This is a genomic window from Enterobacter sp. UCD-UG_FMILLET (assembly GCF_000762975.1).
Lineage (GTDB): Bacteria > Pseudomonadota > Gammaproteobacteria > Enterobacterales > Enterobacteriaceae > Enterobacter > Enterobacter dykesii.
Genome location: NZ_JRJC01000008.1, coordinates 278,971 through 303,249, shown reverse-complemented (window position 1 = coordinate 303,249; position 24,279 = coordinate 278,971). Strand labels below are relative to the sequence as shown.

Below are 24,279 nucleotides of genomic sequence, written 5' to 3'. Positions count from 1 at the left end.
AAATCCTTCATTACTCCTCTGATTTATCGAATTTTTCACAGCTCCGGTTGACTGACAACGACGGAAAAGGCATAAGTTAAAGCGAAATATTATTAGCCATCCGGATGTCCAGACATAACATCGGGTTAGCGCTTCCGCAAAAAGGACACCATTATGAGCAACACCGATATCCGCGTCGTGCCCGGCCCGGCGAACTACTTCTCTCATCCCGGAAGCCTTGTGCAGCTGGATAACTTCTTTACCCCGGAGCAGCTTTCCCGCGCGGTGTGGATTTACGGCGAGCGCGCTATCGAAGGCGCGCGCCCTTTCCTGCCCGAGAGCTTTAACGCGCCGGGGGCGAAACGCCTGCTGTTTAAAGGCCACTGCAGCGAGCGCGACGTCACCCATCTGGTGAATGAATCCGGCAGCGACGCCAGCCTGGTGATTGGCGTCGGCGGCGGCGCGGTGATGGATACCGTCAAGGCCGTGGCGCGCCGCTTAGGGGTGCCGTTCGTGGGCATCCCCACTATTGCCGCCACCTGTGCGGCGTGGACCCCGCTCTCCGTCTGGTACAACGATGCCGGTCAGGCGCTGCATTTTGAGATCTTCGACGACGCCAATTTCCTGGTGCTGGTGGAGCCGCAGATCGTCCTTAACGCCCCGGCGGAATATCTGCTGGCGGGCATCGGCGATACGCTGGCGAAGTGGTACGAAGCCGTGGTATTGGCTCCTGAGCCGGAGAACCTGCCGCTGACCGTGCGGCTGGGCATCAACGGCGCGCTGGCGATCCGCGACGTGCTGCTGGCGCGCAGCGAAGAGGCGCTGGCCGACCAGCAGCGCGGCAAACAGACGCAGGCGTTCCGGGACGTGGTCGATGCGATTATCGCCGGCGGCGGGATGGTCGGTGGTCTGGGCGAACGCTATACCCGCGTGGCGGCGGCGCATGCGGTGCACAACGGCTTAACCGTGCTGCCGCAGACGGAAAAATACCTGCACGGCACCAAGGTGGCCTACGGCATTCTGGTGCAAAGCGCCCTGCTCGGTCAGGACGACGTGCTGGCGCAGCTGGTCGCGGCTTACCAGCGTTTTAACCTGCCGACCACGCTTCGCGAGCTGGACGTCGATATCAATAACCGCGACGAGCTGGATCGGGTCATCGCCCACACCCTGCGCCCGGTGGAGTCGATTCACTATCTGCCGATTACGTTAACGCCTGACGTTCTGCGCGCCGCGTTTGAGAAGGTGGAATCCTTCAGCCGTTAATCGCCCTGACCGACTATACCTAATGATGATTCTTACCACTCTCGTAACGAGGTCATCATGCAGATCGATTTAACAGGTAAAAAGGCGCTGGTTACCGGCGCCAGCCGCGGGTTGGGTCGTGCGATTGCCCTGTCGCTGGCGCGCGCCGGTGCGGATGTGATTATTACGTATGAAAAATCTGCCGATAAAGCCCAGGCGGTCGCCGATGAGATTAAGGCGCTGGGGCGACACGGCGAAGCCGTGCAGGCCGACAGCGCCAGCGCGCAGGCGATTCAGGATGCCGTCACCCATGCGGCGCGTTCCCTTGGCGGGCTGGACATTCTGGTCAACAACGCCGGGATCGCGCGCAGCGGCCCGCTGGAGTCCATGACGCTGGCGGACATTGACGCCCTGATCAACGTCAACATTCGCGGCGTGGTGATCGCCATTCAGGAAGCGCTGGTGCACATGTCCGACGGCGGGCGCATCATCAATATCGGCAGCTGCCTGGCAAACCGCGTGGCGCAGCCGGGCATTGCCGTTTACTCGATGACCAAATCGGCGCTGAACTCCCTCACCCGCGGGCTGGCCCGTGATTTAGGGCCGCGCGGCATTACCGTTAACCTGGTACATCCCGGGCCCACCAACAGCGATATGAACCCGGAAGACGGGGAACAGGCTGACTCTCAGCGTCAGCTTATTGCTTTGGGTCATTACGGTCAGCCGGAAGACATCGCGGCGGCGGTAACCTTCCTTGCCAGCCCGGCGGCCGGGCAGATCTCCGGTACCGGTCTGGACGTGGACGGCGGTTTGAACGCCTGATCGCAATCTCACTGCAAGCCTCTGTCGCCCGGCAGAGGCGTTTCCGAGCGCCCTCGACGGTTCGCGTTTTGCCGCTTTCTCCTGTTTTTTCTCCGCTCTATAGTAACTCATTAGAAATTCGGAATTTATCTAATAGCCTTATTATTTCCTTATACTTTGTGTGGGCGTACAGTGGAGGTACGGATGAAGATTGTCTGGTCAAATGGTGCAAAGAAGGCGTTTTCAAAGATTGACGAGCGGTATCAGCGTCGCATTGAGGTAAAGCTTGCTGAGCTGGATGACCGCTCGGCTCCCCTTCCCGATATCAAAAAAATATCGACGACAGAAAATCATTTCCGGCTTCGCGTAGGCGATTACCGCATCGTCTATACGCTTCGGGACGATCCCGATGACCATTGTTATGTTTTGGCCGTCAAGCGCAGAACTTCAACGACTTACCTGCATGAGGAGAGTGCCAACTATGGCTGTACAGCTAATCAAGGACGATAACGGGAAAACGCAGTACGTCGTTATTCCCTATCACGAATATTTTCGTATGCTCTTACAGATGGCAGAAATTGACGACGAAACCGACGACGATCTGGAGGATATTGAAGTCGAACACGATAGTCTGGATGACGTGGAATTGCCGGGAGAAGTATGCAGCATCATGACATGGCAGAACGTCAGCCTGCAGGCCGCGTGGCGTATCCTGCGCGGATTATCCCAGCAGGAGGTAGCTGAAAAACTCGGCATCACCCAGTCCGCCGTGTCACAGCTGGAAGCGCTGGACTCCCGTCCGCAAAAGCGCACCCGTGAAAAGCTGGCGGCTATCTACGGCTGCAAGCAGGAGCAGATCAGCCTCTATTTACCGAAAGAGGGTTAACAGCACTTCGCTCCGCCCTTGCCGCCGTAGCGGGCATCCTGGCGGTCACGGAAAAATTCTTCGTAGGTCATGGGCGTCTGGTCCGGATGATTGACGCGCATATGCTCGACGTAGTTGTCGTAGTCCGGCACGCCAATCATCATTTTGGCGGCCTGGCCCAGGTACTTACCTGCTTTGGAAAGGGTGTCGAACATAATCAGTTTCTCTTTTGTTTCCGGCCCTCTCCCGGAGGGAGAGGGCCGAGAAGAAATGCAGGCCGGGTAAGGCGAAGCCGCCACCCGGCACACAGGTTAATGCGCCCCTTTCGCCTGGGTCACAATCTCTTCCAGGTTTTCAGGCATCGGCTCGTACGGCGTCTCTTTCGCCGTTGGCTTATCGTTTTTCAACGCCGCCAGCGCGGTCTTGAGAGAATACAACGCCAGCACCACGACCACCACCATAAAGAAGATGGTCAGCCCGGCATCCAGACGGTTGTTAAACACCAGCTGCGACAGCTGCGACTCGGTGTACTGCGCCGGGATCTTACCGCTGTCGATCATCGCCTGGAACTTGTTGGCGATCGCCAGGAAGCCCACCTTGTTGTCCGGGCTGAAGGCTTTCTGCCAGCCCGCCGTCAGGGTACAGATCAGCAGCCACGCGGTTGGCACCAGTGCCACCCAGGCGTAACGCTGGCGCTTCATCTTGAACAGCACCACCGCGCAGAGCATCAGCGCCATGCCCGCCAGCATCTGGTTGGCGATACCAAACAGCGGCCACAGGGTGTTAATTCCGCCCAGCGGATCGACCACGCCCTGGTGCAGGAAATAGCCCCACGCCAGCACGCACAGCGCCGTCGCCAGCAGGTTAGCCGGGAGCGAATCGGTACGCTTCAGGTTCGGGGAGATCACCCCCAGCAGGTCCTGCAGCATAAAGCGCGCCGCACGGGTTCCCGCATCCACCGCCGTCAGGATAAACAGCGCCTCGAACAGGATGGCGAAGTGATACCAGAACGACACGTCCATCAGCCCGCCCAGCGCGCCGTGAAGAATATACGCCATGCCGACCGCCAGCGTCGGCGCCCCGCCCGCACGGGAGATAATCGACTGCTCGCCCACTTCACTGGCGATGCTCGTCAACGTATCAGGAGTAATCGCAAAGCCCCAGCCGCTCACCACCTGCGCGGCGGACGCCACCACGTCAACGGTGCCAGCCGGTGCCAGCACCGCCATCGGGCTGTTCATCGCGAAATACACGCCCGGGTCAATGATACAGGCAGAGACCAGCGCCATGATGGCGACAAAGGATTCCATCAGCATGCCGCCGTAGCCGATCAGGCAGGCCTGATTTTCATTCGCCAGCATCTTCGGCGTGGTCCCGGAGGCGATCAGCGCGTGGAAGCCCGACACCGCGCCGCAGGCGATGGTGATAAACAGGAACGGGAACAGATTTCCGGTCCAGACCGGGCCGGTACCGTCGATGAATTTGGTTAACGCAGGCATGGTCAGGGTCGGGCGCATAATCAGAATGCCGATCGCCAGCCCGACGATGGTGCCGATTTTCAGGAACGTTGAGAGATAGTCACGCGGGGCCAGCAGCAGCCATACCGGCAGCACCGCCGCCACAAAGCCGTAGCCCACCAGCATCCAGGTCAGCTGAACGCCGGTAAAGTCGAAGAACGGCGCCCAGGTCGGGCTTTCCGCCACCCAGCCGCCGGAGATAATGGCGAACACCAGGAACACCAGGCCAATTACCGACACCTCACCAATGCGGCCCGGGCGCAGGTAGCGAATATAGATCCCCATAAACAGCGCCAGCGGAATGGTGAAGGCAACGGTATAGGTCCCCCACGGGCTGTGGGTCAGCGCTTTCACCACGATCATCGCCAGCACCGCGAGGATGATCACCATGATCATAAAGGTCGCCACCAGCGCAATCACCCCGGCGGTTGCCCCCATCTCCTCTTTCACCAGCTCACCCAGCGAACGCCCGTCGCGGCGGGTCGAGACGAACAGCACCATAAAGTCCTGCACCGCGCCCGCCAGCACCACGCCCGCGAGGATCCAGATCATCCCCGGCAGGTAGCCCATCTGCGCCGCCAGCACCGGTCCCACCAGCGGGCCCGCCCCGGCAATCGCCGCAAAATGGTGACCGAACAGCACTTTTTTGTCGGTCGGCACGTAGTCCAGCCCGTCGTTATGGCGGACGGCAGGCGTCATGCGCGTCGCGTCAACGGCCAGAACGTTCTTCGCGATATAGCGGCCATAAAAACGGTACGCGATCAGATAAATGCAGACGGAGGCGACGACGATCCAGAGCGCATTGATCTGTTCCCCCCGGTTGAGGGCGATATAGCCCAGGGCAAAGGCTCCCACAACGGAGAGCCCTGCCCATATAAGGTATTTCCCTGAGTTGTTCATAGTTGTTGTCCGTTGTTGTGAAACAGTGAGATGTTACATTTTGTTTCTAGAACAACCGGAAAATTTTAACAACTTTGAAACGCAATAATGCGTGGTCAAACCAGAGATTTACACCACAGTGTTAAGCCGATCACTTTGATCTGCCTGGCTTAGCCCAACACCATCGTACTCAACCGACAGGTGCAGCACCGCCGCCCCTGCTCGTCGAATACCACAATCTCCCAGCTCTGGCTTGAACGCCCCAGATGCAGCGGCTGGCATACCCCGCGCACTTTGCCGTGAGAGACCGCACGATGGTGCGTGGCGTTAAGCTCCGTCCCCACCACGCTCTGACCGTCGCGGATCATCAGAAAGCTGGCCATCGACCCCAGGGTTTCCGCCAGCGCCGCCGACGCGCCGCCGTGCAGCAGGCCAAACGGCTGATGGGTGCGCGCATCCACCGGCATCTCCGCTTCCAGCGTGTCGTCGCCGAGGCGGGTATAGACGATACCGAGATGCGCCACCAGCGTATTCAGGCTGGTCGCGTTCAGCTCCTCGAGCGGTAAATGACGTTTCCAGATCATCTTACGCCCCCAGCGTGGAGCCGCCGTCCACCACGATATCCTGCAGGGTGATATGGCTGGCGGCATCGGATGCAAGAAACAGTACCGTGCTGGCAATCTCCTGCGGACGTGCGATTTTGCCCAGCGGAATGCCGAGCTTGAACTGCTCGCCGAAGCCGCGAATACGCTGCTGCTCCGCGTCGTCGCTTTTCCACAGGGTGCGCTGCATGTCGGTGTCCGTTGAGCCCGGCGACACCAGGTTACAGCGCACGCCGCTGCTCGCCAGCTCCAGCCCGACGGTCAGGGCCAGGCTTTTCAGCGCCGCTTTCGACGCGCCGTAGGCGCTCATGCCGATGCGCGACGTGTGCGCCGCGTCGGACGCCACGGTGACTATCGCCCCGCCCTGCTGACGGCGGAACTGGCCCATCGTCTGCTGGAACAGGTTGAACGCGCCGCCGACGTTGACCGCGAAGGTCTGCTGCCAATCCTCCTGCGAAAGCTGGTCCGTCGCCCCCATGCGCAGAATGCCCGCCGCGTTGACCAGCACGTCCAGCCGTTCAAGCGACGCCAGCGCGCGCCCGCACACCTCATGCACCTGCGCGGCATCCGCCACGTCCAGGGTTTCAGTGGCGAACGGATAATCACCCAGCGGAAACGCCAGATCGAAGCCGGTCACCTGCGCGCCCGCCTCCACAAACGCCAGCGCCGTCGCGTAGCCAATCCCCTTACCCGCGCCCGTCACCCAGACGGTTTTACCGGTGAAATCCAGCACCATCACTTCACCTCGCGGGACAGCAGCGCCCACCAGGCGTCGATGGTTGGATTTTTGGCCAGCATCACGAAGTCAATATCGCCGTGCACTTTGCGCCAGCGGGCGGCCAGCGCCATCATGCGCACCGAGTCCAGACCGTAGTCGATCAGGTTTTCGTCATCCATCGGCTCGTCGGACTCGTCCAGCATCGGCAGGATCAGCTCACGCAGCGCGGCTTTGGTCGCCGGAAGGGACGGCAGCAGCTCGTCGGTCATCACCACGCGGCCCGAGCGTCCGGCCACGTAGTTCAGCGACATCAGGTGCTCGTCGCGGGTAAAATCCGCCAGCGCGTCGGCGATAAAGAACGGCTTGATGTCGCGCATAAAGGCATCGGTGGCAGTGGTCATACAGCCGATGTGGGCGTAAACGCCGGTAATCAGCAGCTGGTTGCGGCCGGTTTCTTTCAGCATCTGCTCCAGCGGCGAGCGGTGAAACGCGCTGTAGCGCCACTTCACCAGCACCGTGTCCGCTTCGTCCGGGGTCAGTTCGCGGACAATGCGCTGCTGCTCCGGCGAGCGGGTCAGGCCCGGCCCCCACATGTCGTTCAGCAGGGCGCGGTCCTCGTCGCTCTGCTCTTTCGGCTGAGCGGTGTAGTAGACGGGAATATTGTGCGCTTTGCAGTAAGCGCGCAGTCTGGCGATATTCGCCACCACCTGCTGCATCATCGCGCTGTTTTCGCCCCAGAAGTTCAGGAAATACTCCTGCATATCGTGAATCAACAGCGCGGCACGTTCAGGCTCAAACGCCCAGTTCACCTTGTTGGTCGGCAGCTCTGCGGCGGTCGGCAGCGCATAAGCGGTTAATTTTGGAATGGCCATAATCTGTTCCTCAGCCCCGGGCGCGTTCAGCAAGCCACAGGCGCAACTGTTTCTTATCGACTTTGCCGACCGGCGTCAGCGGGAGCGCATCCACGCTCTCCACGCGGTCCGGCAGCTTGAATTCGGCAACGCCCTGCTCGCGCAGGAAGCGGCGCACTTCAACCGCGCGCAGGGGCTGTTTCACCACCAGATACGCGCAGCTTTTTTCGCCCAGCAGGCTGTCCTCCATGCTCACCAGCGCGGCGTGGATCACCGCCTCATGGCGCAGCAGCAGGTTTTCAATCTCTTCGGCGGCGATCTTCTCCCCGCCGCGGTTGATCTGATCCTTTTCGCGCCCCTGCACGGTGATGTAGCCCTGCTCGTCGATGGCGATCAGATCGCCAGAGCAGTAAAAGCCGTCGGCGTCAAAGGCGCTGGCGTTGTGTTCAGGGCTGTTGAAATAGCCGCGGAAGGTATACGGTCCGCGCGTCATCAGACGCCCGACCTCCCCGCGCGGCAGCGGGTTGCCGTATTCGTCCGCCACCCACACTTCGTCGTCCGGGCACATCGGGCGGCCCTGGGTGTTGATGATGCGTTCCGGGGCGTCGTCGAGCGCGGTGTAGTTCACCAGCCCTTCCGCCATGCCGAACACCTGCTGAAGCTGGCAGCCGATTTCCGCCGGAATGCGCGCCGCGAGCGTGGCGGAAAGGCGTGCGCCCCCCACCTGCAGCAGCTTCAGGGATTTGAGCTGCGCGTTTCCTGCGCCGTCGGCAATCGCCTGTAGCCAGAGGCTCACAGCCGGAGGAACCAGCGAGGTGACGTTAATCTGATGCCGTTCAATCAGCGGGAAGCAGAGCGTGGCGCTCGGATCGTTCGCCAGCACCACGCATCCGCCCGCGGTGAAGACGCCTAACGATCCCGGCGAGCTCATGGCGTAGTTATGCGCCGCTGGGAGCGCGTTCAGATAACGGGTGTGTGCATTGATTCCGCAGATTTCGTTGCTGCGGCGAATGCTGTAGTCGTAATCGTTATGCGTGCGCGGGATCAGCTTCGGCGTGCCGGTGCTGCCGCCGGAGAGCTGGAAAAATGCCACTTCGTCGGCGGGCGTCGGGTTCGGGATGAAGTTGTCCGCCGGACGCGCAATCGCCGCTTCCAGGACATGTTCACCCTTATCGCCGCGCAGGAGCACGACGCGAACCGAGCGGTGCGCATCCACAAAGGTGTTGAGAAAATCGTCACCCGCAAACAGCGCGTGCTCGCGATCGGCAATCAGCACGGCGGGTTTGATCTGCTCCGCGTAGGCGTTCAGCTCGCTGCGCTGATGGCTAAAGAGCGCGTTAACCGGCGCGACGCCAATTTGCAGCAGCGCGAAGAAGGTGATGTAGAACTCGGCCACGTTGCCGAGCTGTACCAGCGCGGTCTCACCGCGGTGAAGTCCCTGCGCCTGAAGAGCGGACGCCAGGTTATTCACCGCCTGATTAAACGCGCGGTAGGTGATGTGCCGCTCGCCGTCGATGATCGCCACGGCATCGCTGTCCGCGCGATCCGTCAGGATGTGGGTCAGCGGCAGATCCTGCCAGTAGCCTTTTTCGCGGTAGCGGTGGGCGAATTCCTCAGGCCAGCGGGTAAAGGGAATGGTCATGAGCGATCCTTAGTGCAGGCCAAAAACGTTGAGCATGGTGGAGAGCTTCACGCCCGTTTCGCGCCACTCACCCACCGGCGAAGAGGCAGGCACAATGCCCGCACCGGCAAACAGGCGAACGGTATTTTCACGAAGACGCGCGCAGCGGATGGTCACCACCCACTCGCCGTTACCTTCGCTGTCGCACCAGCCGACGATGCCGCCGAACAGCTCGCGGTCGAACGGCTCCAGCTCGGCAATCAGCTCTTTTGCCGCCTCATGCGGGAAGCCGCTCAGCGCCGGGGTCGGGTGCAGCAGACAGGCCAGCGTCAGGGCGTTTTCATTTTCACGCGCCTCGCCTTCAACCGGCGTCGCCAGATGCCACAGGGTCGGCGTGGTGATGAGCTGCGGGGAAGACGGCATGCTCAGGTGGTGGCTGCGCGGTGCCAGAATGGCCTTCATCGCCTGGGTCACGAGGTCGTGCTCGTGACGGTCCTTTTCGGAGGCCAGCAGCTTATTGCCCGCTTCGCGATCTAATACGTCATCAGGCTGACGACGCGCGGAGCCTGCCAGCGGGAGCGAACTAAAGTGAACGCCCTCTTTACGCAGCAGCAGTTCCGGACTTGCCCCCAGCAGCACCCCGCCGTCTTCCAGCGGCACGTGAAAGTTGAAGCTCGCCGGGTTCTGGGCAATCAGGCGCTCCATCAGCGCACCGCTATCAATGTGTTTATCGGTCGCAATGTCGATCAGGCGCGACAGCACCACCTTGTTCACCTGCGGCGTGGCGGTGAGCGACGCGGCGCGCGCGACCATCTCTTCGAACACGGGCTGCGGCGGGATCTCGGTGCGTTTTTCCACCTTCAGCGCCTGCGAGCCGGAAAAATAGCGTGCGGACTGCTGACGAGCCGGACGGGAAAAGGTCTGCCAGCGTTGTGGAATAAACAGAGAAGATGGCTTGCGGGTATCGAACGGAATAGCCCCAACCATCACCGGATGGGCGATGCCGCTGGCTTTTGCATTCCGGAAGGCCTGGGCTAATTTTTGCTGGAAGTGCCCGGCCGGATCGTCGCCGCCGACGGCGGGTTCAGAGAAGCGGGCAAAACAGCCTGAGGTAGTGAAACTGCGGTAAGGCGACATAAAGAAAAAGCTGTCTGATTGCAGCGTGGTCGCGGTGTGCTGAACTTCCTCAGCCAGGGACGTGTCCATATCATCCTCCTCAAAATGATAAAAGAAGCAATAATGATTATCATTTATATTTTCGTCGGCTAACCTAATCCCACATCGCTTCGCTGTCAACCGTCGGGCAAATAACTTATGCGACAAAAGCTTGCATCCCTTCGCATCAACCATGAAAATGAGAAGCATTATCCTCAACGAAAACAGGATGTCGCGCTGTGAAATTCCCTGCCCTATTCCGTAATACCCTGCTTTTACCTGGACTTTTTGTTTTAGGACTTGCCTCAGCCGTTGCCGCCGACTGGCCGCGTCAGGTGACCGACAGCCGCGGCGTTCACACGCTTGAGAGCAAACCGACGCGCATTGTCTCTACCAGCGTGACCTTAACCGGCTCCCTGCTGGCGATTGACGCACCGGTCGTCGCCAGCGGCGCGACCACGCCGAACAACCGCGTGGCGGATGCGCAGGGCTTTTTACGCCAGTGGGGCGATATTGCGAAACAGCGCAAGGTTGCGCGACTGTACATTGGCGAACCAAGCGCCGAAGCGGTCGCCGCGCAAATGCCGGATCTGATTTTGATCGGCGCCACCGGCGGGGATTCCGCGCTGGCGCTGTACGATCAGCTCTCCGCCATCGCCCCAACGCTTATCATCAACTACGACGACAAGAGCTGGCAGGAACTGCTGACGCAGCTGGGCACCATTACCGGGCAGGAAAAACAGGCCGCAGAGCGCATTGCCGCGTTTGATAAACAGCTCGCGCAGGTTAAAGAGCAGATGAAGCTGCCGCCGCAGCCGGTAAACGCCATCGTCTACACTGCCGCCGCGCACAGCGCCAACCTGTGGACTGCGGAATCCGCGCAGGGCCAGCTGCTGCACCAGTTGGGCTTTACGCTGGCCGATCTGCCCGCCGGGCTGCACACATCAAAAAGCCAAGGTAAACGCCACGACATCATTCAGCTGGGTGGGGAAAACCTGGCGACGGGGCTGAACGGCGAAGGGCTGTTTGTGTTTGCCGGCGATCAGAAAGACGTGGATGCGATTTACGCCAACCCGCTGCTGGCGCATTTGCCGTCGGTGAAAAACAAACGGGTCTGGGCATTGGGAACCGAGACGTTCCGCCTGGATTATTACAGCGCGATGTTGGTGTTAGACAGATTGAATACGTTATTTAAGTAGGCCTTTTCCTCCCTCTCCCTGTGGGAGAGGGCCGGGTTGAGGGCATCAGGCCGCCCCGTCGTTCAACACACTCTCCTGCCTGAATCGGCGCAATTCTGCCAACGACATGAATAAAATCACGCCAATAATTGCCAGTACAAACCCGCCGCAGCTCGCCGAGGCCACCGGGGTCATTATCGCCCCCAGCCCGCCGAGGATCGCCGCGCCAATCGCATCCCCCGTGACGTTCTGCGCCGTCCACAGGCCGTTGATGCGACCGAGCATCCCTTCCGGCGTCTGGGTCTGGATCAGGGTGTACTGCAAAAGCGAGCTGATGGCGCTCAGCCAGCCGAAAATCACCAGGCACAACACGCCCAGCGCCCACACCGGCATCAGGCTGAAGAAGCCGATGGCGATAAACGAGGCCAGCGTGGCAAGCAGCATAATCAACCCCGGACGCGCGCTCTGCGCCAGGTTGCCGCTGGTCAGCGCTCCGCACGCCGCGCCGAGCGGAATGGCGGCGTACAGCAGGCCAATCTCCGAGGCGCTCATCTGCCACTCTCCCGCTAATGCCGGGTAGAGCACGCGCACGGCGCTCGCCATCGTCAGCAGGCCGCCGAGCAGCGCAATGCCGCCAATCAGCGGGTTGCTGAACAGGAAACGAATAGCGGCCATCAGCGATTTCAGCGGATGCTCGCGCGGCTGCGGCGGAGGGGGCAGAAGCGGCAGGCGCAGCAGCGTCAGCGTGGTGATAAAGGTTCCCGCCGCCGCAAGCCCATAGTTCCAGGCCACGTTGCCGGTCGCCAGCAGCAGGCCACCCACCATTGGCGAAATCACCGAGCCCAGACGCACGGTGAGCATGGTAATCGCCCCCGCCTGCATCAGGTTCTCGCGCCCGACCAGCGCGGGCGTCGCCGCCAGCAGCGCCGTCACGCCCAGCGAGGCAAAAAAGCCGTCCCACAGTCCCAGGGCATAAATCGCGATCAGCGACGGCTCCGGCAGCATCGCGTTCAGACACAGCCCGATAAAGCCCACGCCGCAGGTGCCGCGCGCCAACAGAATCAGCTTCTTGCGCTCGTAGCGGTCCGCCAGAACGCCGCCGACCATCAGGCCGATGAACATCGCCCCGCCGGTTAAGGTGACGGATAACCCCACCAGCCAGCTGGAGTGCGTCATGGTCTGGATCTGTACCGGCACGGCCACGCCAAGCAGCCCGAGGGACAAAATGGAGATAAAGCGAGCGATAAAAACGGCGCGATACGCCGGATGCGTTTTAAGCAGGCTGAGGTTGAGCAGCCAGGATTTTTGATTCATGACAAAGCCTTGAGTCTATTTCTACCCATTCCATGGGCGCACATGCTAACATAGCCAAATAAGATAGATAACGATAATCACTATCATTATCAAATCATGGATGTTGCTATGTCGTTTTCCTCTTCTTCGGTGCGCGCCGTTGCCGTGCCCGTTTTATTGCTGCTCCTGAGCCTTGCAATTGCACTCAGTCTGCTGGTTGGCGCGAAGCCGCTGCCCGCGTCCGTTATCGTTGATGCGCTCTCCGGCACCTGCCAGAGCGCCGACTGCGTCATCGTGCTCGACGCCCGGCTGCCCCGCACCCTTGCCGGACTGCTGGCCGGTGGCGCGCTCGGCCTTGCCGGTGCCCTGATGCAAACCCTTACCCGCAATCCGCTGGCGGACCCCGGTATCCTCGGTGTTAACTCCGGCGCCAGCTTTGCTATCGTGCTCGGCGCGGCGCTGTTCGGGTTGACCTCGCCCTCTGAACAGCTGGTGATGGCCTTCTGCGGCGCGCTGGCCGCCTCGCTGGTCGTCGCCTTTACCGGCAGCCAGGGCGGCGGGCAGCTGAGCCCGGTACGCCTGACGCTTGCGGGCGTAGCGCTCGCGGCGGTGCTGGAAGGCTTGTCCAACGGCATCGCCCTGCTCAACCCGGACGTCTACGACCAGCTGCGCTTCTGGCAGGCCGGTTCGCTGGATATCCGCACCCTCGACACGCTTAAAGTGGTGGCGATCCCGGTCATTATCGCTGCCGCCGTGGCGCTGTTTTTAAGCCGGTCGCTCAACAGCCTGAGCCTCGGCAGCGACACCGCGACCGCCCTCGGCAACCGCGTGGCGCGCACGCAGCTGATTGGTCTGTTCGCCATCACCGTACTGTCCGGCAGCGCGACCGCCGTGGTCGGCCCGATCGCTTTTATTGGCCTGATGATGCCGCACATGGCGCGCTGGCTGGTGGGAGCAGATCACCGCTGGTCGCTGCCGGTGACGCTGCTTGCCACCCCTGCCCTGCTGCTGTTTGCCGACGTGCTGGGCCGCCTGCTGGTGCCCGGCGAGCTGCGCGTCTCGGTGGTCAGCGCCTTTATCGGCGCGCCGGTGCTGATCTTCCTGGTTCGTCGTAAACGCGGAGGTGGCGCATGATGGCCCCGTCCCGTCGTTTACTGACCAGCGTCTTGCTGCTTATCGCCATTCTGCTGCTGGCGGTCTGGAGCCTGCGCAGCGGCGCGGTGACGCTCGACTTTACTCAGGTCTTCAACACCCTGCTCGGCAGCGCGCCGCGTAACATCACCATGGTGGTGACGGAGTGGCGTCTTCCGCGCGTGGCGATGGCGATTCTGGTCGGTGCGGCGCTCGGCGTGAGCGGCGCAATATTCCAGTCGCTGATGCGCAACCCGCTGGGCAGCCCGGACGTGATGGGCCTCAACACCGGCGCCTGGAGCGGCGTGCTGGTGGCGATGGTGCTGTTCGGGCAACATCTGACGGCCATTACCTTTACGGCGATGGCGGGCGGCATTCTGACCTCGCTGCTTATCTGGGCCCTGGCCTGGCGCAACGGCATTGACACCTTCCGGCTGATCATTATCGGGATCGGCATCCGCGCGATGCTGATGGCGTTTAACACCTGGCTTTTGTTGCAGGCTTCTCTGGAAACCGCACTCTCCGCCGGGCTGTGGTATGCAGGCTCCCTCAACGGCCTGACGTGGGGCAAAATCTGGCCCGCCGCGCCGCTGATTTTGCTGATGTTTATCGGCGCGCTACTGCTGGTGCGCCGTATGCGTCTGCTGGAGATGGGCGACGATAGCGCCTGCGCGCTGGGCGTGGGCGTCGAACGCTCGCGCCTGATGCTGATGCTGGTCGCCGTACTGCTGACCGCCGCCTCCACCGCGATTGCCGGGCCAATCTCGTTTATCGCCCTCGTGGCACCGCACATCGCGCGGCGCCTTAGCGGGACGGCGCGCTGGGGATTAACCCAGGCGGCGCTGTGCGGCGCGCTGCTGCTACTGGCCGCCGATCTCTGCGCCCAGCGGCTATTTATGCCTTATCAACTGCCGGTGGGCGTGGTGACCGTCAGCCTCGGCGGGATTTACCTCATCGTCTTGCTCGTTCAGGAGTCACGCAGGAAATGACAGACACAACCACCCGCTTGCGCGGCGAAAACCTCACCCTCGGCTACGGCAAAAAAATCATTGCCTGTGACTTATCCGTTGCCATTCCGGACGGCCACTTCACGGCCATTATCGGCCCGAACGGCTGCGGAAAATCGACCCTGCTGCGCACGCTGAGTCGCCTGATGACGCCGGCTGAGGGCAGCGTGTTCCTCGACGGGGAGCAGATCCAGCGCTTCGCCAGCAAGGAGGTGGCCAGACGCATCGGTCTGCTGGCGCAAAACGCCACCACGCCGGGAGACATCACGGTGCAGGAGCTGGTCTCGCGCGGACGCTATCCGCACCAGCCGCTGTTTACCCGCTGGCGTAAAGAGGATGACGAGGCGGTGAACCGCGCGATGCAGGCGACGGGTATTACCGGGCTCGCCCAGCAGAGCGTGGACACCCTCTCCGGCGGGCAGCGTCAGCGCGCGTGGATCGCGATGGTGCTGGCGCAGGAGACCTCCATCATGCTGCTGGACGAGCCGACGACCTGGCTCGACATCAGCCATCAGATTGATCTTCTGGAACTGCTGAGCGAGCTGAACCGCACGCAGGGGTATACCCTGGCGGCGGTGCTGCACGACTTAAACCAGGCGTGCCGCTACGCCACGCATTTGATTGCGCTTCGCGACGGTGAGATTGTGGCGCAGGGCGCGCCGAAAGAGATTGTGACGCCGGAGCTGATCGAGCGGATCTACGGCATGCGCTGCATGATTATTGACGATCCGGTGGCGGGTACGCCGCTGGTGGTGCCGCTTGGAAAGCGTTCGGTCTGATGCCCTCACCCCGGCCCTCTCCCACAGGGAGAGGGAGCAAACCCAACAAACATCAACCACGGATCCGTAGGCCGGGTAAGGCGCAGCCGCCACCCGGCGCTTTTGACGTTATCCCAGTATCTCCCTCAACACCGGCCCTATCTTCTCAAACGCCTGCGGTGAAATGATATCCACGTGGGCGCAGTCCTGGCTGTACACCTCAAGCTCCGCCACCCACGGCGCCCAGGCGACCTGCGGATCCATCGTTCGCGTCCGCTCGGCGACAAACAGCGTCGCTTTGCCGTCAAAGCGCGCGCTGTGCGCAGTGGTGAGCAGACGCACCGCGTCGGCGTAGTTGCCCTCTATAGCGTTAAACAGCTCGCTGGAGCCCTGTCCCTGCTGGGCAGCAATAAACGCCTGACGCTCGCGCTCGATCTCCGCCAGCACTTCCGGGTCAAGGCCGTTGGCCTCTTTCTCCGACCAGTTCTGGGTTTCCGGCGGCCAGGTGTCCAGCAGGCCGAGGAAGGCCACCGCTTCTCCCTGCTCGCGCAGACGGGCCGCAATGCCCTGCGCCAGCGTGCCGCCGAGGGAATAGCCGAACAGATAATACGGCCCCTGCGGCTGCTGGTTACGCAGCGTAGCCAGGTGATGCTCAATGACCCCATCCAGATCAGCGCACTGCTGCATCGGACCGTCCGGACGCGGCGACTGAATGCCGACAATGGACCAGCGCGGGCTGAGGTAGCGCGCCAGGACGCTAAACTGCCAGGCAAAGCCGGACGCCGGGTGGAAGCAGAACAGCGTCGGCCCGTCGCTTTCGCGCAGCGGCAGAAGGGTTTCATACCCCAGACGCTGCGCCTGCTCGTCGCTCATCTGCGAGTCCAGCAGCGCGCTGAGCTTGCTCACCGAGGAGGCGACCATAATCTGCCCCGGCGTAACCTTGCGCTCGAACGCGCGGCTAAGCTGCGCCGCCAGGCGCATCGCCAGCAGCGAGTGTCCGCCGAGGGCAAAGAAGTCGGTCTCAATGTCGTTGACCTCGCAGCCGAGCAGCGCGGAAAATGCCTGCGCGACGACGATTTCGGATTCGCTTTCCGGCACGCGGCCAGAGGTTTTACTCGTCAACTCCGGCAGCGGCAGCGCCTTGCGATCCAGCTTGCCGTTCGCGCTGAGCGGCAGCGCGCTGATTTGCAGCAGCACCACCGGCACCATATGCGGCGGCAGCTGCGCTTTGAGCGATGCCAACAGCGCGTCGCGATCCAGCGGTAAGCCGGATTCGGAAACCACGTACCCCACCAGCTGGCGGGCATCGCCGCCCGTTGCCGCCGCCTGGTTGAAGACGCAGGCGTGCGCCACGGCCTGGGCCACGTCCGGCAGCGACAGCATCGCCCGGTCGATTTCGCCCAGCTCGATGCGCTGGCCGCGAATTTTTAACTGGTCATCGCTGCGGCCGAGATATTCCACCGCGCCGTTGTCCAGCCAGCGGGCAACGTCGCCGGTGCGGTACATACGCTCGCCGGGAGCGAACGGGTCGGCAATAAAGCGGCTGGCGGTGAGATCCGGACGGCCAAGATACCCCTGCGCCAGCTGAATGCCGGTGAGATAAAGATCCCCCGCCACGCCAAACGGCACCGGGCGCATCATGGCGTCAAGAATGCGCAGCCCGGTGTTCCATACCGGGAAGCCGATCGGCACGCTGTTGCCTTCCACCGCCGCCAGCTCGGGGCCAAACGCCGGATACCAGCTCACGTCTACCGCCGCTTCGGTTGGGCCATAGAGGTTGTGCAGCGGCGCACGGGTGAGCTGCTCCCACTCGCGGCACAGTTCGGTCGGCAGCGCTTCGCCGCTGCAGAACACCTGCCTAAGCGTTTTGCAGCAGTCGACGTTTTCCGGCGCCAGCGAGGCGACAAACGCCGCCAGCATCGACGGCACGAAGTGGGTAGTGGTCACGCCGTACCGCGCGAAGAAGCTCTGCATCGCCTGCGGGTCGCGGTGCGCATCCGGCTCGGCCATCACCAGCTTCGCCCCGGCGATAAACGGCCACCAGAACTCCCACACCGACACGTCAAAGCTGCACGGCGTTTTCTGCGCCACCACGTCCGTCGCGTCCAGCGGGTAGTGGTCCTGCATCCACTTGAGGCGGTTAACGATGGCGGTATGCCCGACCATGACGCCCTTCGGACGTCCCGTCGAACCGGAGGTAAAGATGATGTACGCCGTTTGCTCCGGCTTCGCCAGCCGCAGCGGTTTTGCATCCGCAGCCGGTAAAAGGGTGTTGTAACTAAATGCACTAATCGGCAGATCGCTAAAGCGCGGAAGCTGTTCGTCAGTGGTAATGAGCAGGGACGGCTTCGCGTCCTCGAGCATCATCCGCAGGCGGTCGTCCGGGTAGCCGGTGTCGAGCGGCAGCCATGCTGCCCCCGCCTCGACGATGCCGTGCAGCGCCAGGGTAAGGAACACCGAGCGCGGCAGGGCCACCGCCACGCTGTCGCCCGGATTCACGCCGCGCGCGCGCAGCAGGTTTGCCAGCGCGACCACCTGCTCGCGCATCTGGCGGTAGCTGAGCTCAATACGCGCGTCCGCAAGCGCGGGGGCGTCCGGCGTTTTGCTCGCCTGCTCCGCCACCAGCTCCGCCAGCGTGGTGGCCGGCAGCGCCAGTCCGGTATTGTTGATGCGCGCAAGCTGCGCGTATTCCTGTTCTGAAACGGTTTCCACTTCGCCGCAGCGCAGGTCCGGGTTAGCCGCAAACTGCATCAGCATCGCGTTCAGACGCGCCACGTGACGGGAAAGAGTCGCTTCATCGTAACGCTGCTTACTGGCGAGGATCTCAATGCTCAATCCGCCCTGCTCGTCGGGGAACAGCGCCAGCTCCAGATCGTTCACCGGGCCGGTTGCGAGCGTGTGGGTGATGGCCTCCACGCCGTCGATATCCAGCTGATAATCAAACACCTTCACGTTCAGCACCGGACCAAACAGGGCTTCACCGCCTGCGGTACGCCCGCTATCGCGCACGATCTGCTCGGCGTCGTAGCGCTGATGGCGGCGCATTTTTTTCAGCTGGTTAGCCAGGCGCAGCGCCAGTTCCGGCAGGCACTCATGAGGGTTTATATTCACCGCCAGCGGCAGGACGTTGAGCACCGGCCCGGTCGCGGTCAGCGCGGCGGAGCCCATGCGGCGCATAAAGATAAACCCGGCGGCGTAGTCCAGCCGTCCGGTCAAACGGCCCAGCCACAGCGCCACCAGCGCAAGGGCCAGATCGGTACGCTGCGTCTGCCCTGCCGCCTGCGCAAGCTGGCTAAAGGCGCGACCGTCGGCATCAACCTTCAGGCGAAGAATATCGGTTGTGGCGGCGCGCCCCGGCAGCGGCGCGGAAGAGAGCGAGACCGGAGAAGGAAGCTGCCTGCGCTGCTCCGCCCAGAAGGCGCCGTCGCGCGCGTATGCCTCGCTGTCGCGATAGCGCTGATACTCCTCCACCACTTCGGCAAATGGCGTAAACGGAGATGCGGGCGTCGGTTCACCCTTTTTCCACGCGGCATAAATCGCGGCGATCTGGCGGGTAATGGCCGGGAAGCTGAAGCCATCCACCACCAGATGGTGATAGCGCTGATACCAGTACCAGTGATTTTCACCGACCTGAATCAGCTGGTGAAACGCCAGCGGCTGGCCGCTGTCGACGCGCAGGTTCTGGTTAAGATCGGATTCCATCAGCGCCACGGCGGCGGCGTGGGAATCAACGCGAATAACGGACGGCTCCGGCAGAACGAAGCTCTCATCCACCCACTGCCACACCTCGCCGTTTTCTTCGGCAAAGCGCATGCGCAGGGTGTCTGCCTGCATCATGCCCGCGGCAATGGCTTTTGCCAGCAGTGGCGCATCGATATCGCCTTTCAGCTCGGTGTAGTGCGCTACGCTCCAGGCGTTTGGCAGCGTGGACAGCTGTTCCGCCATCCAGATCCCCGGCTGGGCGGCGACGAGAGGAAGACGGTTCATGCGTTATCCCCCGCAAAATAAGACGGCTCAAGCGTTTCCCAGCGTTCGGCCAGCCACTGCTGGCATGCCTCCTGAGACTGCGCTTCGCACACCACGCGCCACCCCGCCGGCAGTTCGCACTGCTGCGGCCACAGGCTGTACTGCTCATGGTCGTTTTGCAAAATGGCGAACTGTCCCTGCGGATTATCGAAAGGATTGCTGAATTCCATACAGACTCCGTTATTGAATAAGCGGCTGCCAGAGGGTCATCAGCCCCTGCGTCAGCCCACCGCGCCAGCAAAGCGCGTCGTGTCCGCCGTCAACCTGACGCCAGGTAACCTGCTGCTGCGCGTGTAGTTCGGCGTAAATCGCCTGATTGGCATTGAAAATCAGCGGCTCGTTACGTCCGGCCTCGAGGACGATACGCAGCCCGCTCGCGGTTAGCTCACCGGCTCGGAGCTGTTCGATGAGGCGCCCTTCCTGCTGCCCACCGCGGTGAGGCCACCAGTACGAGCCGGACTGGCTGAGCACGCAGCCAAACCGCTGCGGCCAGTTGAGGCCAGCATAAAGCGAAGAGAGTCCGCCAAAGCTCTGGCCCGCCACCACGGTACGGTCGGCGCGGTCGCTGAAGGGGGCGATATTTTTTACAAGAGGGAGAAGTTCTTCCTGCACCGCCAGCCAGAAATCGGGATTGCACGGCAGCTCGCGGTTGCGATGCTCCATGTCGATAACATCGATTAAGACGTAGACCGCGGGCGGTAATTTGCGCTGGGCGGTGAGCGACGCCATCGCAGGCCAGACGGGCATACTTTCGGCCCAGAACTGCCCGTCGAGCAGCACCGCCAGCGGACGCTCCCGGTCGTCCCCCCCGGTGGTGAAAATCCAGACGCGACGGCGATTTTCCAGGCGCGCGCTTTCCCACTCAATGCAAATCGGAGGTTGATGTGGCGTATCGGGATGATTCCAGCCCGGCTGAACCGGCGCTTCCGGCATCTCCAGCGCGGAGACGGCATGCCCGCGCCCGCCGCGCCAGCTTTGCGGATTCAGCGGGTCGGAAACCGCGTGCGGCAGCAGTTTACGCCAGCCTTCGCGCAGCGCCATGCGGTCCGGCTGCTCGCCTTCAAAGACGGTATCGGTAAAATCGTTTTCGTTCACGGATGGGATAAAACAGTAGCTTCCGCGCCACTCGGGGCTGAACTCACCCTGCCACTGCCAGACGTCGGTATCCGGGATGCGTTCGAGAGACTGCGGGCGGGCATTTTGGTGGTGATCGGTCACGCCGGTGACGTAGAGCCAGACGCGTTTGATCGATGACGTTCTTTGCGTTCCTGCCGGGTCACGCCACCAGAACGTGACGCGATATTTTCCCTTTTCCAGCTTCCATTCAGGCCCATTTTTCGACTGCCACCACGCTTCACTTCCGGTTGTTAACGTCGTCACCCTTATAACCCCATGTTTCACAGTCTTTTTTGTTTCAGCGCAAATTTTATTGATAATATTATTGATAACTATTTGCATTTGCAATAGCGTAATGCCCGCGCTGTGGGAAGCGCGTTCATTAAATAACCATAAAAGCGGGACGTACAATGAATAAGAAGATTCACTCTCTGGCCTTGCTGGTCAATTTAGGGATTTATGGTGTCGCGTTGCCCGCCATGGCAGACGACAACACCGCCTCTGCGCAGCACGAAGACACCATGGTAATCACCGCCGCCGAGCAGAATTTACAGGCGCCGGGCGTATCGACCATCACCGCCGACGAGATCCGCAAAAACCCGCCCGCGCGCGATGTGGCGGAAATCATCCGCACCATGCCGGGCGTTAACCTCACCGGGAACTCAACCAGCGGCCAGCGCGGTAATAACCGTCAGATTGACATTCGCGGCATGGGTCCGGAAAACACGCTGATTCTGATCGACGGCAAGCCGGTGACCAGCCGTAACTCTATCCGTCTGGGCTGGCGCGGCGAGCGCGACACCCGCGGCGATACCGGCTGGGTGCCGCCGGAGATGATCGAGCGCATCGAAGTGATCCGCGGTCCGGCAGCCGCGCGCTACGGCAACGGTGCGGCAGGCGGCGTGGTGAACATCATTACCAAAAAATTCGACGACCAGTGGCACGGCTCCTGGAACACCTATCTGAACGCGCCAGAGCACAAGGACGAAGGTTCCACCAAACGCACCAACTTCAGCCTGAGCGGCCCGCTGGGCGGCGACTTCAGCTTCCGCATGTTCGGTAACCTCGATAAAACCCAGGCCGACGCGTGGGATATCAACCAGGGTCATCAGTCCGATCGTACCGGTGCCTACGCCAACACCCTGCCTGCTGGCCGCGAGGGCGTGGAAAACAAAGACATCAACGGCGTGGTGCGCTGGGACTTCGCGCCCATGCAGTCCCTGGAGTTCGAAGCGGGCTACAGCCGCCAGAACAACCTCTACGCGGGCGACACGCAGAACACCAACAACGACAGCGCGCTGGTGAAGAAGAATTACGGCAAAGAGACTAACCGTATCTACCGCCAGAACTTCGCGGTGACCTGGAACGGCGGCTGGGATAACGGCATCACCACCAGCAGCTGGGCGCAGTACGAGCACACCCGCAACTCCCGCCTGGGCGAAGGGCTGGCGGGCGGGACGGAAGGGTTATTCAACAGCAATAAATTCACCGACACCGACCTGGCCGACGTGATGCTGCACAGCGAGATCAACCTGCCGATTGATTTCCTCGTCAACCAGAACCTGACGCTGGGCACCGAGTGGAACCAGCAGCGCATGAAGGACTCCACCTCCTTTACGCAAACCCAGCAGGGCGGCACCATTCCGGGCATGACAAACGACCGCAGCCCGTACACCTCGGCGGAGATTTTCTCCCTGTTCGCCGAAAACAACATAGAGCTGACCGACAGCACCATGCTGACCCCAGCCCTGCGCTTCGATCACCACACCATCGTCGGCAACAACTGGAGCCCGTCCCTGAACCTGTCGCAAGGTCTGGGGGATGATTTCACGCTGAAGATGGGGATCGCGCGCGCCTATAAAGCGCCGAGCCTGTACCAGACCAACCCGAACTACCTGCTCTACAGCAAAGGCCAGGGCTGCTACGCCAGCTCGGACGGCGTGGGCTGCTACATGATGGGCAACGACGACCTGAAAGCGGAGACCAGCATCAACAAAGAGATTGGTCTGGAGTGGAAGCGCGACGGCTGGCTGGCTGGCGTGACCTGGTTCCGCAACGACTATCGCGACAAGATTGAAGCGGGCTACGCGCCGATTGGCCATACCTCTTCCGGCAAAGTGCAGACGGATATTTACCAGTGGGAAAACGTTCCGAAAGCGGTTGTCGAAGGGCTGGAAGGCTCCCTGAACGTGCCGGTTAGCGACACGATCAACTGGACCAACAACATCACCTATATGCTGCAGAGCAAGAACAAGGAGACCGGCGACCGTCTGTCGATCATTCCGGAGTACACGCTGAACTCGACCCTGAGCTGGCAGGTGCATCAGGACGTGTCGCTCCAGTCGACCTTTACCTGGTACGGCAAGCAGCAGCCGAAGAAGTACAACTACAAAGGTCAGCCGGTGACAGGATCTGAGAAAGACGAAGTCAGCCCGTACAGCATCGTTGGCCTGAGTGCGACCTGGGACATGACCAAAAACGTCAGCCTGACCGGCGGCGTGGATAACGTCTTCGACAAGCGTCAGTGGCGCGCGGGTAATGCCCAGACGACCGGAAATGCCACCACCGGTGCGTATATGTACGGTGCGGGAGCGTACACGTATAATGAACCGGGCCGAACCTGGTACATGAGCGTGAATACGCGATTCTGATTCAGGCAGTAACTCCTCCCTCTCCCTATGGGAGAGGGCCGGGGTGAGGGCATCAGGCCGCACAATTCTGAAGGAAAACCATGCACACTACCCACAGCACATTTTCTCTTGCCGGCCACACCGTCCACCACGTCACCTTCGACCCCACCACCTTCACCGACGCCGACCTTCTCTGGCTCCCCCACCACGCAGAGCTTGCAAACGCCGGGCGCAAACGCAAAGCCGAGCATCTGGCTGGCCGCATTGCCGCCGCGCATGCGCTCGGCGTGATAAATGAACGCGCGATCCCCGGCATCGGCCCCAGCGGCGAACCGCTCTGGCCGAAAGGGGTTTCGGGGAGCATCACCCACAGCGGCACGCAGGCGATGGCGGTTGTGACATGCCACCATCCGGTGATTATCGGCATCGATTGCGAAACGATCCTCTCCGAGAATGAAGCTCAGGAAATAAAAGACGGCGTCATTGATGTCCAGGAAGAGATCATCCTTTCCCGCTCAGGTTATCCGTTCCCCCTCGCCCTGACGCTGGCGTTTAGCGCCAAAGAGAGCCTGTTCAAAGCCCTCTTTCCGAAGGTACAGTCCTGGATGGGTTTTGACAGCACTCGCGTCACACACCTCGACGATAAAGCGCTTACCCTGGCATTAACCCTTCAACGAGCGGGCTATGCCAAAGCCACCGCCTTCACCGTTCACTGGCGACAGCATGGCGAACAGGCGATCACCCTGCTGTAAGTCTCTCCTGCCGACGGGAATGCAGAGGCTCAACGCGACACCAAACATGCCGGAAAAAATGATCCCCATAATACCAATCTGCTTGATTCGGCTGTTATCTTTCAGGCATTCGGTGGAAAACGCGCAGAACAGACCGGATGCGAGGGTATTTCAAATAA

21 protein-coding genes are annotated in these 24,279 nt (G+C 61.5%); 10 read left to right on the top strand and 11 right to left on the bottom strand.

The window, feature by feature from the left end; translation table 11 throughout:
• Positions 1 to 153: 153 nt before the first annotated feature.
• The 4 genes from LA04_RS03970 (at position 154) to LA04_RS03955 (ending at position 2,908) form a co-directional block, all read left to right on the top strand.
• Entirely contained in the window at positions 154 to 1,242 is a 1,089-nt protein-coding gene (locus tag LA04_RS03970) for an oxidoreductase (RefSeq protein WP_047650551.1), read from the top strand.
• A gap of 57 nt (positions 1,243 to 1,299) precedes the next feature.
• On the top strand, positions 1,300 to 2,043 hold the full coding sequence (locus LA04_RS03965) for an SDR family NAD(P)-dependent oxidoreductase (RefSeq protein WP_047650550.1): 744 nt from the start codon (positions 1,300 to 1,302) through the stop codon (positions 2,041 to 2,043).
• Between the two features lie 183 nt (positions 2,044 to 2,226).
• Positions 2,227 to 2,532 carry a type II toxin-antitoxin system RelE family toxin gene (locus tag LA04_RS03960; RefSeq protein ID WP_047650549.1) on the top strand — a complete coding sequence of 102 codons (306 nt, stop codon included), beginning with the start codon at positions 2,227 to 2,229 and terminating at the stop codon, positions 2,530 to 2,532.
• Positions 2,504 to 2,908: a helix-turn-helix domain-containing protein gene (locus LA04_RS03955; protein WP_047650548.1), complete on the top strand. Its 405-nt coding sequence runs from the start codon at positions 2,504 to 2,506 to the stop codon at positions 2,906 to 2,908. Before LA04_RS03960 ends, LA04_RS03955 begins: the two co-directional genes overlap by 29 nt.
• Here the strand turns inward: LA04_RS03955 and LA04_RS03950 are convergent.
• The 7 genes from LA04_RS03950 to entC all read right to left on the bottom strand — a co-directional run bounded on the left by LA04_RS03950 (position 2,905) and on the right by entC (position 10,281).
• Positions 2,905 to 3,102 (bottom strand): YbdD/YjiX family protein, encoded by a 198-nt coding sequence (locus LA04_RS03950; protein WP_006809671.1) that lies wholly within the window; start codon positions 3,100 to 3,102, stop codon positions 2,905 to 2,907. The two genes, LA04_RS03955 and LA04_RS03950, sit on opposite strands and share 4 nt — an antisense overlap.
• 96 nt (positions 3,103 to 3,198) lie before the next feature.
• Positions 3,199 to 5,304 (bottom strand): pyruvate/proton symporter CstA, encoded by a 2,106-nt coding sequence (cstA, locus tag LA04_RS03945; RefSeq protein WP_023310711.1) that lies wholly within the window; start codon positions 5,302 to 5,304, stop codon positions 3,199 to 3,201.
• A 149-nt stretch (positions 5,305 to 5,453) separates the two neighbouring features.
• Positions 5,454 to 5,867, bottom strand: a complete 414-nt coding sequence (entH, locus tag LA04_RS03940; RefSeq protein WP_047650547.1) for a proofreading thioesterase EntH — start codon at positions 5,865 to 5,867, stop codon at positions 5,454 to 5,456.
• Between the two features lies 1 nt (position 5,868).
• Complete coding sequence (gene entA / locus LA04_RS03935) at positions 5,869 to 6,624, bottom strand: 2,3-dihydro-2,3-dihydroxybenzoate dehydrogenase EntA (protein WP_152594345.1); 756 nt, start codon at positions 6,622 to 6,624, stop codon at positions 5,869 to 5,871.
• Complete coding sequence (locus LA04_RS03930) at positions 6,621 to 7,475, bottom strand: isochorismatase (RefSeq protein WP_047650545.1); 855 nt, start codon at positions 7,473 to 7,475, stop codon at positions 6,621 to 6,623. The genes entA and LA04_RS03930 overlap by 4 nt, the downstream gene beginning before the upstream one ends.
• Positions 7,476 to 7,485: 10 nt before the next feature.
• Positions 7,486 to 9,096: a (2,3-dihydroxybenzoyl)adenylate synthase EntE gene (gene entE / locus LA04_RS03925; protein WP_047650544.1), complete on the bottom strand. Its 1,611-nt coding sequence runs from the start codon at positions 9,094 to 9,096 to the stop codon at positions 7,486 to 7,488.
• Between the two features lie 9 nt (positions 9,097 to 9,105).
• Positions 9,106 to 10,281, bottom strand: a complete 1,176-nt coding sequence (gene entC / locus LA04_RS03920) for an isochorismate synthase EntC (protein WP_047650543.1) — start codon at positions 10,279 to 10,281, stop codon at positions 9,106 to 9,108.
• A 188-nt stretch (positions 10,282 to 10,469) separates the two neighbouring features.
• Here entC and fepB point away from each other — a divergent pair, with 188 nt between their 5' ends.
• The gene (gene fepB / locus LA04_RS03915; protein ID WP_047650542.1) at positions 10,470 to 11,429 is read left to right on the top strand and encodes a Fe2+-enterobactin ABC transporter substrate-binding protein; all 960 of its coding nucleotides are present in this window, start codon (positions 10,470 to 10,472) and stop codon (positions 11,427 to 11,429) included.
• Between the two features lie 45 nt (positions 11,430 to 11,474).
• Here fepB and entS read toward each other — a convergent pair whose 3' ends face one another.
• A complete protein-coding gene (entS, locus tag LA04_RS03910) occupies positions 11,475 to 12,722 on the bottom strand; it encodes an enterobactin transporter EntS (protein ID WP_047650541.1) in 1,248 nt (415 codons plus the stop codon).
• A 108-nt stretch (positions 12,723 to 12,830) separates the two neighbouring features.
• Between entS and fepD the strand changes: the two genes are divergently transcribed.
• Genes fepD through fepC form a run of 3 tightly spaced genes read left to right on the top strand, consistent with a single transcriptional unit; the run spans position 12,831 to position 15,618 of the window.
• A complete protein-coding gene (gene fepD, locus LA04_RS03905) occupies positions 12,831 to 13,835 on the top strand; it encodes a Fe(3+)-siderophore ABC transporter permease (protein WP_047650540.1) in 1,005 nt (334 codons plus the stop codon).
• Positions 13,832 to 14,821: an iron-enterobactin ABC transporter permease gene (gene fepG, locus LA04_RS03900; RefSeq protein ID WP_047650539.1), complete on the top strand. Its 990-nt coding sequence runs from the start codon at positions 13,832 to 13,834 to the stop codon at positions 14,819 to 14,821. The genes fepD and fepG overlap by 4 nt, the downstream gene beginning before the upstream one ends.
• Entirely contained in the window at positions 14,818 to 15,618 is an 801-nt protein-coding gene (fepC, locus tag LA04_RS03895) for an iron-enterobactin ABC transporter ATP-binding protein (RefSeq protein WP_047650538.1), read from the top strand. The genes fepG and fepC overlap by 4 nt, the downstream gene beginning before the upstream one ends.
• 108 nt (positions 15,619 to 15,726) lie before the next feature.
• Here the strand turns inward: fepC and entF are convergent, their stop codons facing one another.
• Genes entF through fes form a run of 3 tightly spaced genes read right to left on the bottom strand, consistent with a single transcriptional unit; the run spans position 15,727 to position 21,003 of the window.
• Entirely contained in the window at positions 15,727 to 19,584 is a 3,858-nt protein-coding gene (gene entF, locus LA04_RS03890; protein ID WP_047650537.1) for an enterobactin non-ribosomal peptide synthetase EntF, read from the bottom strand.
• Positions 19,581 to 19,793 carry an MbtH family protein gene (locus LA04_RS03885; RefSeq protein ID WP_047650536.1) on the bottom strand — a complete coding sequence of 71 codons (213 nt, stop codon included), beginning with the start codon at positions 19,791 to 19,793 and terminating at the stop codon, positions 19,581 to 19,583. The genes entF and LA04_RS03885 overlap by 4 nt, the downstream gene beginning before the upstream one ends.
• 10 nt (positions 19,794 to 19,803) lie before the next feature.
• Positions 19,804 to 21,003, bottom strand: coding sequence for an enterochelin esterase (gene fes, locus LA04_RS03880; RefSeq protein ID WP_047650535.1), 1,200 nt, complete (start codon positions 21,001 to 21,003; stop codon positions 19,804 to 19,806).
• Between the two features lie 146 nt (positions 21,004 to 21,149).
• Between fes and LA04_RS03875 the strand changes: the two genes are divergently transcribed.
• Both LA04_RS03875 and entD read left to right on the top strand, forming a co-directional pair.
• Positions 21,150 to 23,390 carry a TonB-dependent siderophore receptor gene (locus tag LA04_RS03875; protein WP_047650534.1) on the top strand — a complete coding sequence of 747 codons (2,241 nt, stop codon included), beginning with the start codon at positions 21,150 to 21,152 and terminating at the stop codon, positions 23,388 to 23,390.
• Positions 23,391 to 23,470: 80 nt separating this feature from the next.
• Complete coding sequence (entD, locus tag LA04_RS03870) at positions 23,471 to 24,121, top strand: enterobactin synthase subunit EntD (RefSeq protein WP_047650533.1); 651 nt, start codon at positions 23,471 to 23,473, stop codon at positions 24,119 to 24,121.
• The last annotated feature ends 158 nt before the right edge of the window (positions 24,122 to 24,279 follow it).